Below are 16232 nucleotides of genomic sequence, written 5' to 3' on the forward strand. Positions count from 1 at the left end.
TGCTCAATTCCAGGTATATACCATCTCTCTATATCCAACATCCCAAAGGGTTTCATTTCCCTCAATGGTTATCTTAAGCTCCTTAGCACGGGTGATATAAAGGATCCTCATATCCGGCTCATGGAGCTGATCTTCTGCAGATACAGACAGGAGCTCTTGCCCGTCAACGGTAACCTTAATGCTGCCCTGAAAATCCTTATGATCAGGAATTCCATAATTCAAGCTAAGATACAGCTCTCCCTTATTGCCTAACGAATACGTATAGGTTTCCTTCTTTTTACCGTTGGTGTCATACACATTATATTCGGGTTTCACGTCTTGACCGCCAATCTTAAGACGGTCCTGTCTGGTTCCCGTTAATGGATTTCCGGTACTATCCTTCCATTCGTTTATCGCTACAAAAGGGCCCACCTCTTTGGTGAGCACTTGATCCACTATTCCGAAGACCCCCCACACGCCGAGCATTAAGGCAGCACTGGCAATTCCCGTAGCAGCGATATTTCTCCAGTAATTTTTTGTACGAAAGCCAATCTTGTACGCCCCGAATCCTATAGCAGCGCCCAATGAGTTCTGTATGACGTCGTTCGTGTCAAAGCTGCCGAGGAATGTTAGTGCCTGGATGGTCTCCACCACAAGAATGGACAGGATAAACCCTGTCATGAAGCGAACAAAGCTGGTGCGGTATAACAACGGAAGCAGTATGCCAAAAGGTATGAAGGCTGCAAAGTTTCCAATACCCACCAAGTCCATCAGTGTCGGATGCTGAAGATCGGAAAGACCCGGCACCCTAAAAAAACTGTCCGGCAAAAAAATAAAGGTATACTGACTGATTTGATCCACCTTATCCGCTCTGCCAAAAGCAAAAAGCATAAAATAAAGAATAATCAGGGTGTAGCCTATGGTGATAATAAAAGTAATCTTGCGTTGCTGCTTCACTTGCATGGTTGTACCTCCATCGTTCATCTGATGAATATCATTTTATCTGTCCAAAATGACTTTACAGTGACGTTGGAGGTGACAATTCAGTCACTTAAGGAGTGCTTTTAAATCACATGCTTATAAAATTTGATCCGAAACTGTGTACCCGTCCCGCTGTCGCTCGTTACATCAATTACGCCGTTCTGGCTTGCAATGATGCTGTGAGCCATCGCAAGCCCTATACCAATGCTTCCTTCATTAGCATTCTTTCCTTTATAAAAGCGTTTGAAAATATAAGGCAAATCCTCTCTCGGAATGCCCTCTCCGTTATCAGCAATAACAATTTCTGTAAATAGCACGTTGTCGGAAAATGTGATGGTAATCGCACCGCCTTCAGGTGTATGCTCCACTCCATTTTTTAAAATATTGATAACCGCTTCAGCAGTCCAACGGAAATCGCCTGTAAATGAGACGTTGTCATCCCCCGTGACGGAAACGGTCTGTCCCTTAATATCCATCGGAATCATAACCGGCTCCAGTGCCTTTTGGATAAGGGTTTTAATGTGTATTCGATCTTTTTTGAACGGGATGGTTCCCGCTTCCATTTTCGCTAGCTTTAATAAGGATGAAACAAGCCAATCGATCCGTTCAAGCTGAATGCGAATATGATGGGTGAACTCCGCTCTTTTGAGTGGAGGCAGGTCAGGCGCGCTTAACAGATCTGCCATGACTGTCATAGAGGTGATCGGTGTTTTGAGCTGGTGTGAAATATCGGAGATGGCATCGGTCAGCTGAAGTTTATCCCGCTGCAATAGCGACCGGTGCTCGGAGAGCATGCGTGTCACCTTGTAAATATCATTCTTTAAGATGCTAAGCTCACCTTCCTGATTATCGCGAGGGTCAAGGGAGTCCCGGCCGCTGCTAATCTCCCGCAAATAGACGGACAGCTTCTCTAGCTCGTAATATCTCCGTTTTGTGAATAATAAAGCTGTGCCGGTAAGCAGTACGGATACAATAATAACGAGGGCTGCGGCGGCGGACGAAATGAAGGCAGCAATGACGATCGCCGATAAGCTGATCGAGCCCATGACGAGTAATAATATTTGATTTTCCCGATTGCGCAGCATCTATTCACCAACCTTATAGCCTAAACCGCGTACCGTTTTGATCAGAGCCGGCTGCTCCGGATTATCCTCCAGCTTTTCCCTTAGCCTTTTGATATAGACCGTTAACGTATTGTCATTAACGAAGTCGCCGGCCACGTCCCAGATTTGCTCCAGGAGCTGATTTCTGCTGAGGACCTGTCCAACGTGGTTCCCAAAGATCAGCAATAAGCGGTATTCCAAGGCGGTTAGCGAAATTTCGGCACCATTTTTATATACTTTGCCTTCCAGCGTATGGATGCGCACATTGTCAATGTCGATGACCGCTCCGGCGTGGGACAGCTTCTGGTATCTCCGCAGGACGGACTTGATCCGGGAGAGAAGCTCGCGAACCCGAAAAGGTTTGGTAATGTAATCATCGGCTCCCATATCGAGTCCCATCACGACGTTGACCTCATCATCAATCACCGTTAAGAAAATGACCGGAATATCCCGTCGTTCCTTCACCTGCTTGCATAATTCATAGCCTGTTCCGTCTGGAAGCTGTAAATCGAACAGGCATAAAGTGAACTGATCGATGTCCTCGGCGAGCACCTTTCGGGCTGATGCGGCATCATGGCAGAGAACGGTCCAATAACCCTCTTGCTGCAGCGAATATTCCAGTCCCGACGCGATCGTCTTATCATCTTCAACTAATAATATTTTCATCTGAAGGTCATCCTTATGATTATTTTGATTTTAGAAAATTTAATGAATTCAACGAATAGCATATACCATGATCTTACAACACACAAAGACCCCTTGCGTAAGGGGTCTTCAATTTTTGAATTTGAACAGAACCAGGCAACCTACACAATCTCTTTATTAAAATGTCCTCGGGTGTCTGTTTCCTGATTAAAGACAGCATTATTCATGGAGCCATTTAATTTGCCTGAGGCCATATTAATCACTTTCACAACCTGCTCTTTAGATTCAACTGTGAAGTTTAATCTGAGCGCCTCGATTCCTTTGATGTCTGGCAGCTCATCTAAAAGATTAAGCGTCTTCCCGTTAAGAATAGTCGTTGTACAATCCTCATGGGAAAGGATAGGGAACGTTCCGTGTTCATCTTTTAGCTCATAGCTCTTCGTTTTACAGATTCTGCATTGATTCATTTTTTTCATCGGACAATATTTCGTAAACATCAAAGGAGCCCTGCCGTATACAATCATTTCCAGTGCAGGATAGCCATCATTTTCTTCATAATAGGCATTCATTAAATCATCAATTTGGCTCTTATTCAATTCATGAGATAAAGTAACCCGTTTTGCACCTAATTTATACAATTCATAGCAGCTGGTAGCATTAATAACGTTTAAAGAATAGTCCGTAACAAACGGATTTGTTGCTCTGTAGTGATAAATACCGCCATATCCTCCGATTAGCAGCTGCCCTTCTTTGTCCTTATAATCATTCTCATTTCTTCTAACTACATTTTCAAAATAGATTTCCTTAATCCCGCAGCTCACGCAAGCATCATACTGCTCCTTATTCGTTACAGAGGCCGTAAGGTATGGCTTTTCAGGGGCAAAGCTTATTTTTTCTTTTGCTATTAAAGCCTTGGTTCTTTTCTTCCGGCTGTTAAGCTTTAAGTCATATAATCCCTGCACAATATCTCTTCTTGCTGCATTTAACAGTTTAGCCGGAATAAATGCATTGCATTCCTCAAAATCGACATCATTAAGTTCGAATATTGTATCATTTAATCTTGAGAATTGCTTGATTAACTGGTCTTTTGTTGTTGGGTTATTAATGGCTTCGCCTAGTATTTCCTCACTCTCATAAAAATAATGAAAGCCTAAGCCCTCCGCATCTATGAAAAGCTTTGAACCCGGACTTGCATATACTCTAATATCCAGGTTAAACCGCTTAAATTCTTTTTCCAGTGATGCTTCTAATTCTTTGGTATAGAAATAATCCTTCGTTTTATATACTAAATCTCCTGTAGCCAACTTTTCTTTGATTTTGATATAGCAGACATCCTGTGCTTTGCTGATTAATTCGCCATTTTTATCGTACAGCTTTGCAACCATTAAATTAACATCTTCATTGTTATGATTTATCCGGATCGTATCGTTTTGATTTAGAGTACGTGTAAGTGTTATTTCATACCGGTCTTTATCCACCTTGCTGATTGTTCCAATTTCATAACCAAAGTTATTAGGCTTTGAGATGTTTGTAATATTTCTCCTGTCTTCGTTAAACAAATATCCTTTAGTAAAGGTTCTATTGAATGTTTTTTTCAAATTTTCCTTATCTTCTTCGGTTACTTTATGATCTAAGGCCCGGCGATATTTGGATACAACATTAGCAACATACGTAGGTGCTTTCATTCTGCCTTCTATTTTCAAAGAATCGATTTCTTTTAAATCATCAACGTAATCGATTGTGTTTAAGTCCTTAGTAGATAGAATATAGCTTTTCCCTAAAGAGGTATCTGTCGTCTTATCCATTAGCTCATACTCCTTACGGCATGAACCCACACATCTTCCGCGGTTTGCGCACCGATTGCCGAGTAATCCTGACATTAGACAGTTCCCGGAATAAGATACACATAAAGCACCGTGAACGAAAATTTCTAAAGGGATTTCAGCTATTCTTTTGATCTCTTTTACTTTTTCAATCTTAACCTCACGGGACAGAACAACTCTCTTAGCACCAAGTTCTTTAAATAATAAAGTTCCGTCTACATCGTCGATTCCCATTTGCGTTGAACAATGTGCTTCCATATCAAGAAAGTTTTTGACGATGTAATCAAAAGCAGTCAGGTCCTGGACGATAACGCCATCCACACCGATTTCATTTAATTCGCGTATCTGCGCCTTCATCTCTTCAACTTCGTTTTCGAAAACGATGGTATTCATGGCAACATAGATTTTAACGTCCCTCAGGTGCGCATAAGTAACAGCCTCTTTTAACGATTCAACATCAAAATTAGAAGAGTATGCGCGTGCACCAAATTTTTGCATTCCTAAGTATATTGCATCACAACCGTTAGATATTGCAGCTTTTAAAGCTTCCATATTTCCTGCTGGAGCTAATAATTCAGTCATTTCTTCCTCCGTATGGGATATTTTTTGTTAAGCCTATATAAGTCAAACTCAGCACCATTGATCATAAAATAAGATTTACACTTAAGCTACGGCAAAAAGCACAAACCAATGGTTTGCGCTTTTGTTTCTAAAGACCTAATTCGCCCTGAGAGCTTGCATCATCATTATTCTTTATAATAATTCCTTTAGTACATTTTTGGCCACGCGTACCTTCTCATCATTAGCGTCACGAAGCATACTGACGATCTGCTGAATATCACTCTCTGCTGCGGTGACCATGAACTCTTCATCCTGATACGCAAACAGCTGAACTAAATTAACTTCAAGCGATTCCGCGATCTTATGTAAATTCAATAAAGAAACATTCTTCTCACCACGCTCAATCTGCCCTATGTATGAAAAATGAAATCCGCCTTTCTCCCCAAGTGCTTCCTGCGATAAACCCCGCTCTTTCCGAAGAGCACGAATCCGGGTTCCGACGAGCTTCAATATTTCCTTATCCATCACGGTATTCACCTCTCCATGTCAAAAGTGTAGACAAGTTTGATAAAGGTAAACACCAAACAATAATTATTATTATTTAATTTAATATTTAGCAACAGCATTTTTTTGAACTGGCCCCTTCTGCCGAAACGGCGGAAGGGGCTTTTGCTGTGAATCGGCAAAAGTCCCCTTCGAGGTTCATTCTAGTTCTTTAAGGTATATCTCGGACAACTATTCTTTTCTGTGGGATTTCTGTACCTAGAAACCCACTTTTTTTATTCTTATTAAGTCATTATACCTAACTTTATTATCAGTTCTCTTTTCGACAGCATAAAGCGACAGTAAACGACAGTACAATAACTCTATAATGTAATTGTTAATCGCAAAATCAATATAAAATTCAGATTGAAAGGATCTATTTCAGAAAAAACTCATTAATAATTGGAGGTATTATTTTGTCTACTGATCAAATCGCTACATATTCTAAAACCATAAATTTAAAACAAAAAGTAGATTCATTAGTTAATTTACGACATTATACAATTAACAGCATTGAGCCAATAGTTGCAGATATAAATAGTGATAAATTCCCCTCTGAAGCCACTCTCAATGATGCGCTTAAAGCACTTTCCAATCTCTCGATTAAGCAAAAAGATTTACTTGATTATTTATCGATTAACGATGAACAACAGATAGTCACTCTACAAGATATTGATAAAATCTTAAAAGAAATCGAACTCAATGAACAAATTTTTGAAACAGTTGAAAACATGAAACAAAGTATCTCTAAATTCATTAATTTACAATGTGTTAATGAAGACTTTATAGAAGAAATCAAGCAACAGCAAGCAACTGCTAAAGAGTTGCTTGAAAGTTACTCATCAAATGAAATGCTTATTGAATTAGGGGAAAAATATGATTTGGCCATAAAGATTGCCTTCAAACTGATCATTCCTGATGCTAATCATTATAGCCGAATAACAAAAGAAATTGGACTTGCTACAAGCTATGCATTGAGAAAAGGGTTATTCAGTATTCCAGCTGCAAAAGACTTAGTTGCTGCCTCAGCTGAGATTTTTCCAACCATTAATCCTTTTAATAGCGATTCAAATGATCCACTTACACTTGTTTTGAATGAGGATAGCCATGTCCAACTAAAAGATGATCTTCTCTTTACTGGTGAATATAAAATCGTCTACTCCGGGAAAAAATTACAGAGATTTTCAGCAAGCAAATTTGAACAGGATTTAAAGCGAATTTCTTCTCGTCGGGGTCCTTCTTCATTTCTTTTAACCTACATAAATAATTATGGAATATTAGGGGAAGATGAGTTACCACTATTCATTTCAGACACTTCTTCATCTTCTGAAGAGAAACTCAATTACTTTCGAATGATACTACAAGGTTTATGCCAGAAAGGATATCTAACTTCTTGTACAGTTAGTTTAGACAGTGATAACAACTTTGTCTTTTATACTCTTAGTCCTATTGGTATTGATGCATTTCAAAAAGAAACTAGCCGTAAGCAGTTACTGTTATATTCATCACTTAGACCTATTTATCGACAAGCCGGGGAAGAACTTTGGAGTTTAGAAGATTACGAAAGCCCATTTTTAATTGCACGTCAACTGAGCATGATAAATCAAGCACAGGGACTATTAGAAAAAGCATTAAAATCAAACTTTATTCTAGATGATTGGAGAACTCTCACCCCTATCCCACATAGAGATCTTGAGTTTAGAAAGTCAGGAATTCGTGTAGTACTTATAGCACCATTCTCCAATTTTGAAAGTTCAAAAAATGAGTTAAACTACATAGAGCAGATCCTTCAAATGAAAACAGATTGTATTCCAATTATTTGGACGTCCTCTCGTATAGCTGGCTGCACTTGGGCCCAAGCTTTATCAGGGACTAGCCATTCAGTATATTTCCTCACAAACGATGATAATATACTATTTTTAGGTGATAAAGAGGGTTTAGATTGCTTCTCATTAATTTTTGATCAAATAAACCTAATTGCGGAGAAAAGGGCCCAGGAAGTGGGAATTGTGGATACCTTCGATGCTACCGTCACAGTTACAAGTCAAATTTCTAGTGTTAAAGAACAAGAGGAAACAAATCATTTCCTTGAAGACGAAGAACTTAATTCTATATTAGATAATATTGAAAAACCTGAAATGGTTAATTTAGTCAGACAAGAAGATGAAATGCCAAATGAAGATACTAATCTGTCTAAGAGCGAGGAAACATCAGCTGAACTTATGCCATATATTGAGAATGGAGACTTACAATCAGTTATTGAAAAAGCCTTACTTATGGTTACCGAGAACAAATTTGCAGAAGCCATGATATTGCTTCATTCTGTAGCCAATTTCTCACCTGAAGCAAAAATATTAAAGGACAAGATCTCTTTTATTCTGGAGGATCCTTTATGCAAATATGAAGATTTATTCACATTAAGCGACACTCCAGTCAATCTTTCTGTGAAAAATGTTGATACAGTTAATGATTACTTGAATATTGCAATGTGGCTACGTATTTTTTTCAATCCTGATAATCCTAATGACCATCGCTTAAAATCACGTTGGGGACAAATCAGTAGTGATTATTCCAATCCTGTTTTGCAAAACTGTCCTGCTCTAAAACAGCTAATTAGTCACTTTTGGTTGTTCCTAGAGCGCCATCATACTGGGTTCAAGTTCTGCACCTCAGGAACTGCACGCATTCAAATGGAACTAACTAATAAACTTAATCAAACCAATCAACAGCTCATAGAAGCTCTTAGTATCTTTAATACTCGTAACATCAAGGCCAAGATTGGCCATAGAAAAGCTCATCAGCTGGTTTTAGAGTTCTACGGAAATAATGGATTAATGACGGAGAAAGTACGAGAAGCCCCTTCAATGCCTTTGGATGAATTAAGAGCCTTCTGTCAGCAGTTTACTGTTATAGATTTATTGTCTAACACTCCTTTTCTAAATACCAATCCCGATGATAAAAAACTAGAAGAATTCATTGATAAATATTGGGACACGATGGATTTCAAATCTAACTTCGGAAAAAATGTTTCCTTTTTAGGGAAGGAGCGTGATCATCAACGTAGTTGGCTTCGTGAAGCTGTTACCCCATTGATAAATCACTATATTTACCGGTTTAACGCAGAAAAGCAAGGTATGATGGATTTAGTTAGCCCAGAGGCTGTCAATAAATACCGTAATACAGCAAGTGAACTTATGTTGGAGGTTTTACAGCAACTTTCTCAATACAAACAAGATGATCTTGGAGATCCAGGTTTTTCATTTCTTTGTGTAGTAATTAAACAACTTCAAGATTCTCTAAATGAAGATATTGAACAGGAATCATACTTCTACGAAAATTTACTTCTCACGGGGGAAATTGAACTTGATAATCATTACTTACCAGTACTAGATAATTGGATGTACGAGTTGCCCCACGTTGCAGGTTTTCGTTTATGGGAAAGAGCAATTCGCCATTGCGATGACCATAACTATACATGGCAAGATGCGGCGTTAAACGCACTTCGTGATTATGATATGGGTAGATATGATTTAATTATCCGTAGGTTCAGTCAGGAAATTTCTTTTGATGAATCAGCTGTGAATAGTACCCGTAAAAAAGCACCCTCTCAGATAACTCGTTACAAAGAAGAATTTATGACCAGCGTGGAAATTGCACAGAACTATGGACAAATTTCTAGCAAGGGAATTATGGACAATTACTTCCGCCTTGCTATTGCAGCGGAACAGCATGCAGAAAAGATGAGTAATTGTGGATTTTATAACAGACTTCTTGACGCTTGCAACAAACAGATAAAACAGGATTCTAAGGAACGTATGGAAGCAACACAAGCTAGGCTGGAGGAACTTAAGCACAATATTCTTCAAGCCGCAGAAAAAAATTCGGAAAATATAGATACAGAAGTAATATTTAAGAGTTGGCCTATTCTTGATAAAATCGATCAAATGCTTGAGAAACGTAATATGACGGTTGCAGAGGACTATATCCAATTAGCAAACAATGGTTATGGACAGAAAGATATACCGTCAATTCAAAAGTATGCTTCCGATCCGTTTAGCCTTTTCTACGAACGCTACCAAAGTCTTTATACTGCTTGTAATACGAACAAGAGTGTTGATTTAAATCGTATTTATGAAAAAGAGATTAAGTCAAGCTTCTTTGCAAATCAACGTAACCGCAACACAGTAAATGCTGATGAATTTATTCGCTTATGGTCGAAACTCTCTAATACTGAGAATATTCAGTCTATAATAAAACATTTGTCATTCCATGAAATCAAAAAAGTTACATCGGGGAAAAATAAAGAACTTTTTATTTTTCCTGAAGCCATTGATGGTACCCTTGGTCAGTACAGTCATCCTTTTGCTGCTTTTGGAACACAAGCTTTTCAAAAAGGTTTACGTGTTATTCACATGGCTGGAACTAGATCAGCTGAGAATATATTAGACGAAATGATACAGTATGGAGCTAGTGGAGCAGCTTCGACAATAGTTCTGTTAGATTATGCACTACCACTTGCAGAACGTACGCTTCTTGCCAAATCCATTAAACTTAGAGGAATTCCGGAAATCATCTTGGTTGTTGATCGTGTAATGGCACTTTTTCTTGCTGGATATAACCAACTAGAACGGGGTAATGTAATGTTACAGATTGCACTTCCTTCCAGCAATGTCCAACCTTATATTCCCAATGGAATTATTCCTCCTGAAATGTTTATTGGGCGAACAGATGAACTTAATAGAATTCGAAACCTAACAGGACCTGTATTGGTATATGGTGGTAGACAACTTGGAAAAACAGCTTTACTCCGTCAAGCTAAAAACCTTGATCACCATCCTGAAAAAGGAAGTTATGCTGTTTTTATTGATCTCAAACAGGATAATTGCCATACCGCTCCAAAAAAAATTAGTGAAGAACTTGTTTTTTCTAACATTTTAGACCGGGAATACTCAACTTGGGAAGAATTAAAAACAGCTCTGAAAATCCGTCTTAATAGTAAAGAAAAACCAATTCATAAGCTGTTATTATTACTAGATGAAGCAGATAGATTTCTCTCAAGTTGTGAACAGGACAATAATCGACCACTTGAGATCCTTAAGGAACTTAAAGATTCTTTTAATGATCAATTTAAATTTGTGTTAGCTGGACTTCGCGACGTTGTTCGTTTTAACAAGCGTCGTTTAAGCGGTAATAGTGTTCTAGCACACATGGGGCATATCACAATACGTCCTCTTGCATATACTGATGCCTGTGATCTGTTACAAAAACCTTTACAATACTTAGGTTTCCGTATTGATGAAACCGATGATTACATGATCAGCCTAATTTTGGCTAAAACTAATTACTATCCTGGACTAATTCATTTTTACTGTCAAAAACTGATTGAAGCTACCGTCGACAGTTACAGAAATGGGAGTTACAATGAAAATTCTGCTCCTCCATATTTACTTGACGAGAAGCATCTGAAAACACTTTTGGGACAATCGGAATTTTTGGAAATGATTGAGGATAGATTCCGTATTACTCTGCAATTGGATAAAGATGATCTTTATGATATCTTGGCAAATGCAATGGCATATTACTATTACTCTGAAGGTATAGGTAAAGCCGCCGCAGTAAAGGACATTATGAATGTTTGCAAAGATTTTGAAATCAAGAAAATTTGTCGTATGTCTGAAGACAATTTAAAGGCTCTTCTTGAAGAAATGGATGAACTTAATATTCTTAGACAAGAGCAAATGGGCTCAGAAAAATATATATTCAATCGGTATAGCTTCTTTCAAATGCTAGGAAGTTTTGAAAACGTATGGGAACAATTAGAAAAATATGCCGAACAAGGAGTACAATAATGTTAAATGAGGAAGCTCTCTGGTGGAGTCAAGTATCAGGGCCATCCCGATACTTACAGGATACTCTTGAGTCTGTTTCAAACGGTGGAGTAACTGTCCTCGAAGAAACAACATACATGGATCAATTCTTCTCCGTACTTAAAGACAAGCTGCTCTATAAAAATAGCAAATTGCAAATTATTAACTGTAATGCCGATGATTTTTTTCAATTAGAAAATATTGAAGAATATCTACTTCAAAAATATGCACCCGATCACAATTATCATCCCATGGAGGGCCCTCCTTCAAAAATTATTGCTAAAAACAATTTATTAAATGGACGAGTTCTAATTGTTCGTCAAATAGAGAAGGATAAGCGTTGGGTTGATATTGCAACTGAATTCGCCAAATATTGCTCATTAAACAGCGGCTCAATTTTATTTACTTTTAGTGAAGGAATTCCACAACTAAATAAACAAAAAAAAATTGCAGTACTTGAACTAAATAAGTACATTACCACTTATGATATGCAGTTATTTGCTTCTTACTGCATATCCAACCTCTCTAATTTATCGTTTATGATGAAAAATTATATTACACAAATTGCATCAAGCTTAGCTGGAAATAACCCCGAGCTTTGCAAGGAATTGGCTGTTGAAGAACTCACAGATGATATTTTCGGGTTATTAAGCCGCCTTGCACAGAGCATTCCTGATGCTGCACTTATTCCGGAAAGGAAAACACATGTAGAACAAATTCTTTGGGAAGCACAAATCCAAACTGTTTTTCCCATTATTGAACAAGAAAGACGTAAAATAATTGAATCTTATTATCATGAACTCCTAAATGTCCTTCCTGTTACAGATGAATTCGGGAGAAAGATTGAGCTTCCCGAGGATTTAGAATTACGCCATATTCGCTATTACTATCTTAAAATCAATGGTGGTTTTAAAAGTAATAAAGACAATAATACTTTCAAGCTCATTTATAACAGCAGAAATGATCTTGCTCATCTCAATCTATTAAGCGGACAAGTCATTAAGAGTATCTTTGCATTGAAAAGTGACAAAATACTTCGGAAATAGAAAAACAAAGATCATCCAACCAGTTGGATGATCTTTGTTTTCACGAAAGTTGCCTTCAGTACCATTTTGGTATTCTTGTTGACTAGAAGAGCAGACTAACGAATTTGTCTATGTAGCATAGAATATCTCTATCCCTCAATCGGTCTAATAAAATGCCTCCGAGGGTAATCAGTAACTATTATACTACGGCGTAGGGATTGCTCAGCCATTCCCATGTGTTCTCAGCACTTCGCCCCCTGAGACGCAGAAGACCCTCTTCCATGCGTCATTAGGCAGATTCACTTCGGCGTCACGAAGGACATGCGAAGCGTAGAACTGGAATTCAACCCGCAGGTGCAACAGCATTTTTTTGAACTGGCCCCTTCTGCCGAAACGGCGTAAGGGCTTTTGCTGTGAATCGGCAAAAGTCCCCTTCAAAGTACATCATCATTCTATAGCACAAATTAACCCGCAGAAGCCCATTTACGCACCATTCCGACAGGAGTGTTGCCTACCCTGCTCCTATCCTCGGTATGTTGCAAATACAGGCTCCTGCGAGTTTTCCCACAAAAAACTTGCCCTACTTATGATACGGCTCTCCGCAGTAAACTTTCAATGAATCCCCCAGCAACCCCTCATCAAAAAGCTTCATTTTTAAATTTTTTTGTATCCAATACAAGCTCCTCCACCCTTGCTTCAAAAGCATCCCACTTAGTATCAGAACCTACACCGTAGTTCCATCCGCTGGAGCGCAGCTCCTCCCCCAAACGAATGTAATCTGCCCGCTGCTTATCCGTTAAGCTTACCGAGTAGGTATCGTCATTTACGCTGAATCCCTTCAAGTAATCATGTAATGTCCAGAGCGTAGCTTCCTTATCATCGTCTTGTTCCATTCCCATATGTAGGATAACCGAATCAATGGCATCATCCAATTTCTGAGGAACGAGAGGTTCGCTTACCCAGTTATTATCTATTTGATGCTGAATAGTCATTTCTAGTTGAGTTAGATCACGGTAAATGTATGCATTTAACAACTCATATCTTAGTTCCTGTCTCTGGCTGTCACGTTTATGATTGATAAATAAAGTCGCATTGCCGATTAGCGATACTGCTAGGAGTACTTTAATCCAGTCTGTTTTCCTCATATTTTACTCCTCCAGCCTCACGATACCCGCTCCACCGCCTGCGGTAACGTTCTTTCATATTCCTTATGTAAAATATAACGCTGGGCGCCTCCCGATGCGTCCACAGCTTCCCTGGCGTGTTTGACTGCGGCTTCGATGTCTCCCGCTCTGCGTTCTATTTCTGAGAGCAGTGCAGATCTCATCCACCGCTTTTTTATAGACTCCAGATGTTTCCGAGCCTCAGTACTTTTGCCGTCCTCCACCATTATTGCTGCTTCGTAATAAGCCCGGTAATCGGGATAACGGATATCCTTCACAGCTTCCTGCACAATAGCCATATCTTTACGGTAAAGCCCGTAGGCCGCCTTGAACGGTGCCTGTGCCGTTGTCCGCTTATATTTACCCATAATCTGCTCCATAACTATTTTTGCCTCGTCCTCAAGTTTGTTCGCAAGAACATACTGGATATACAAGCCCGGATTATTTTTTTGGCTGCGTAAAAAAGATTCCACACGGTCCACTCGCTTGTCCAAAACCGCCGGATAATAGAATTGAATTGTAAAAGCAATAAGGATCGCCATGAAAGTAAATCCTGCGATCAGCACCGGTGAATAGTCATTCAATACCAGGAATAATACAACCACAAACAGCACGGAATAGATCAATATGTTCCACCATAATCGCTTCATCCTAAATCCCCTTTAACATCAAACTTTAAAACACATTTGGAAAAATTATACGTTGCTGCTTCCAGACTAGTCAATGCACTAACGATTATCTTATCCGGGCAGCCCTGCTAAATAGTCAGTCTCAGCAACTTATCCGCCTAAACAACGTCCATATCAATATGGAAAACTCTAACTATTCAGCTGGGAGGTTTATCTATGCGTTATTTAACAGTTCTTATACTGGCGACTGCTATGCTGGCAGGATGTCAGAAGAATGACACAGCAGAACAAACGGACCCTTCTCCGCTCCCGCCTTCGGCAACGCTCCAGACAGCTACAGCTACTCCGGCCACACCTTCATCCGCAGCATCCTTAAACCAGGAGGAGCCTTTTCTCTATATAGAGCAGATGAAGAGCCTGGGAGGATACGGGCAAGTGGTGCAGGTGAAGTCCAATACCGATATAGATAAAGTTTCACTGGAGTCCGCACTGAAAAAAAGCCTGCAGACCAGCAATCCGCAGACAGCGTTCAACTATACGATGGAATGGGAGTCACCGAGGTTTGTACAGATTCGTCTGCAGATGGACGAGGATACCGCTTTTTCCGGGACATTTAATCTGGATGAAGCTAACACAGCAGATGGGCGAAGCTATGCGAGCACAGAGCAGCCGTACCGCAATACTGTCGTTGTCAGATCCCTGACTGATCAGGGCAGTGTACATTTCAAAGGCATCGTATCCGGCACTGAGCGGATGATTCCAGTCTGGAATACGGGCTGGGTCAAGGCCGTCGATAACCAGGAATATACGGTCCCTTCCTTTCTGTTCTATGGACAAGAAGAGCATCATCTGGTTCAGGCTATGACAGGCCGGGAGCTTACGATCCCTTCTTTTCCCCGGGAGGAGGGCGCTTACGGCAATGATTATGGTTACGATGAGATGTATTCCGACCGCTTTTATCCCGGCTACACCTATATGGTATCGGGCAACAAAACGCTGTACCGGGTAGACCTGCAGGATTTCAGCCGTAAGAAGCTTCATGTTTTTGACAAGCCTGTCTACGGAATGTCCTCATCACCGGATGGTACCCGCATCGCCGTATTATACGCCCATGATGATTACATCGGCCCCGGAGCGGATTTACTGGTATTGGACCAGAAGGGAAATACGCTGTTGTCCCGGGAGAACGCAGCTTTCCTCTCGCACAGTGACGGCTTCCTGTTCGTGTATCCGCTGGCCTGGGAGGACAACTCGATCCTTATCCTTCCTGCAGACAACGGGAAGAGCAACCTGCTTGGCAAAATCCGTTTTGACACCGGCAAAGGAACCTCTGACGTCATGCCGGACAATCGGATTACGGAGCAGGTTAAAAAGGATATTTGGGAGCATGAGCGGCAGCAGAGTTATTATGTTCTGTCTACCCTCACCTGGTCGCCGGACGGCAGGTTCGCGGCTTACACCTCCGGCACAAGTACAATCCGTCTGTATGACAAACAAGAACGGACCATAACCTTCGTGGCAGCAGGCGTTCTGCTTGGCTGGATGCCGGACGGGACGCTCGCCTGGGCAGATGTTGGAGGCCATGCTTATACTTTTTGAGCAATCCGGGTTACTACGACGATAAGTGTGCACTTTAATTATAATCATTTAGTACATTGAACATTTTTCCATAATAGGATACCTTTAAGAAAGCTTAGCGATAAGCAAGTTCCGTACACGAAAGGGGATGTGATTTTAATGGCAACTACTACTAATATGGTGGTTTCGTCTTAGAATCGAATAGCAGGCATTCATGAACAACGCGGGATTTTGCCCGTATTCTTTGTGATGCCATCCAAAGTAACCTTTCGTGAAAATTGCTGTTTACAGGATACGATAAGGATCGTATCTTCAGGTGCGTTCTTATGCCGTGT

General features: G+C 40.1%; 10 protein-coding genes. 3 read left to right on the forward strand and 7 right to left on the reverse strand.

The window, feature by feature from the left end:
* Positions 1–3 precede the first annotated feature (3 nt).
* The 5 genes from R70723_RS18330 to R70723_RS18350 all read right to left on the reverse strand — a co-directional run bounded on the left by R70723_RS18330 (position 4) and on the right by R70723_RS18350 (position 5620).
* Positions 4–942 (reverse strand): VanZ family protein, encoded by a 939-nt coding sequence (locus tag R70723_RS18330; RefSeq protein ID WP_039874069.1) that lies wholly within the window; start codon positions 940–942, stop codon positions 4–6.
* Between the two features lie 101 nt (positions 943–1043).
* The gene (locus R70723_RS18335; protein WP_039874071.1) at positions 1044–2045 is read right to left on the reverse strand and encodes a sensor histidine kinase; all 1002 of its coding nucleotides are present in this window, start codon (positions 2043–2045) and stop codon (positions 1044–1046) included.
* Positions 2046–2729 carry a response regulator transcription factor gene (locus tag R70723_RS18340; protein ID WP_039874075.1) on the reverse strand — a complete coding sequence of 228 codons (684 nt, stop codon included), beginning with the start codon at positions 2727–2729 and terminating at the stop codon, positions 2046–2048. It lies immediately after the preceding gene.
* Between the two features lie 140 nt (positions 2730–2869).
* Positions 2870–5113, reverse strand: a complete 2244-nt coding sequence (locus tag R70723_RS18345) for a U32 family peptidase (protein ID WP_039874079.1) — start codon at positions 5111–5113, stop codon at positions 2870–2872.
* 171 nt (positions 5114–5284) lie between these two features.
* The gene (locus R70723_RS18350; protein ID WP_039874082.1) at positions 5285–5620 is read right to left on the reverse strand and encodes a helix-turn-helix domain-containing protein; all 336 of its coding nucleotides are present in this window, start codon (positions 5618–5620) and stop codon (positions 5285–5287) included.
* 431 nt (positions 5621–6051) lie between these two features.
* Between R70723_RS18350 and R70723_RS18355 the strand changes: the two genes are divergently transcribed.
* Together R70723_RS18355 and R70723_RS18360 are read left to right on the forward strand one after the other, a co-directional pair.
* Positions 6052–11484, forward strand: a complete 5433-nt coding sequence (locus R70723_RS18355; protein ID WP_052421380.1) for an AAA family ATPase — start codon at positions 6052–6054, stop codon at positions 11482–11484.
* Entirely contained in the window at positions 11484–12548 is a 1065-nt protein-coding gene (locus tag R70723_RS18360) for a hypothetical protein (protein WP_039874084.1), read from the forward strand. The genes R70723_RS18355 and R70723_RS18360 overlap by 1 nt, the downstream gene beginning before the upstream one ends.
* Positions 12549–13165: 617 nt before the next feature.
* On the opposite strand, the gene R70723_RS18365 is transcribed toward R70723_RS18360, so the two are convergent.
* Together R70723_RS18365 and R70723_RS18370 are read right to left on the reverse strand one after the other, a co-directional pair.
* Positions 13166–13672: a hypothetical protein gene (locus R70723_RS18365; RefSeq protein ID WP_039874087.1), complete on the reverse strand. Its 507-nt coding sequence runs from the start codon at positions 13670–13672 to the stop codon at positions 13166–13168.
* Between the two features lie 17 nt (positions 13673–13689).
* On the reverse strand, positions 13690–14340 hold the full coding sequence (locus R70723_RS18370; RefSeq protein ID WP_144027041.1) for a hypothetical protein: 651 nt from the start codon (positions 14338–14340) through the stop codon (positions 13690–13692).
* A 195-nt stretch (positions 14341–14535) separates the two neighbouring features.
* Between R70723_RS18370 and R70723_RS18375 the strand changes: the two genes are divergently transcribed.
* Positions 14536–15918: a WD40 repeat domain-containing protein gene (locus R70723_RS18375; RefSeq protein ID WP_039874093.1), complete on the forward strand. Its 1383-nt coding sequence runs from the start codon at positions 14536–14538 to the stop codon at positions 15916–15918.
* Positions 15919–16232 lie beyond the last annotated feature (314 nt).

Origin of the sequence: Paenibacillus sp. FSL R7-0273 (assembly GCF_000758625.1) — a bacterium.
In the GTDB taxonomy this organism is placed as follows: Bacteria; Bacillota; Bacilli; order Paenibacillales; family Paenibacillaceae; genus Paenibacillus_AQ.

Bases quoted from the DNA above. Each gene is read 5' to 3' on its own strand.
- R70723_RS18330 (WP_039874069.1), bottom strand. From the start codon at position 942: ATGCAAGTGAAGCAGCAACGCAAGATTACTTTTATTATCACCATAGGC.
- R70723_RS18335 (WP_039874071.1), bottom strand. From the start codon at position 2,045: ATGCTGCGCAATCGGGAAAATCAAATATTATTACTCGTCATGGGCTCG.
- R70723_RS18340 (WP_039874075.1), bottom strand. From the start codon at position 2,729: ATGAAAATATTATTAGTTGAAGATGATAAGACGATCGCGTCGGGACTG.
- R70723_RS18345 (WP_039874079.1), bottom strand. From the start codon at position 5,113: ATGACTGAATTATTAGCTCCAGCAGGAAATATGGAAGCTTTAAAAGCT.
- R70723_RS18360 (WP_039874084.1), top strand. From the start codon at position 11,484: ATGTTAAATGAGGAAGCTCTCTGGTGGAGTCAAGTATCAGGGCCATCC.
- R70723_RS18365 (WP_039874087.1), bottom strand. From the start codon at position 13,672: ATGAGGAAAACAGACTGGATTAAAGTACTCCTAGCAGTATCGCTAATC.
- R70723_RS18370 (WP_144027041.1), bottom strand. From the start codon at position 14,340: ATGAAGCGATTATGGTGGAACATATTGATCTATTCCGTGCTGTTTGTG.
- R70723_RS18375 (WP_039874093.1), top strand. From the start codon at position 14,536: ATGCGTTATTTAACAGTTCTTATACTGGCGACTGCTATGCTGGCAGGA.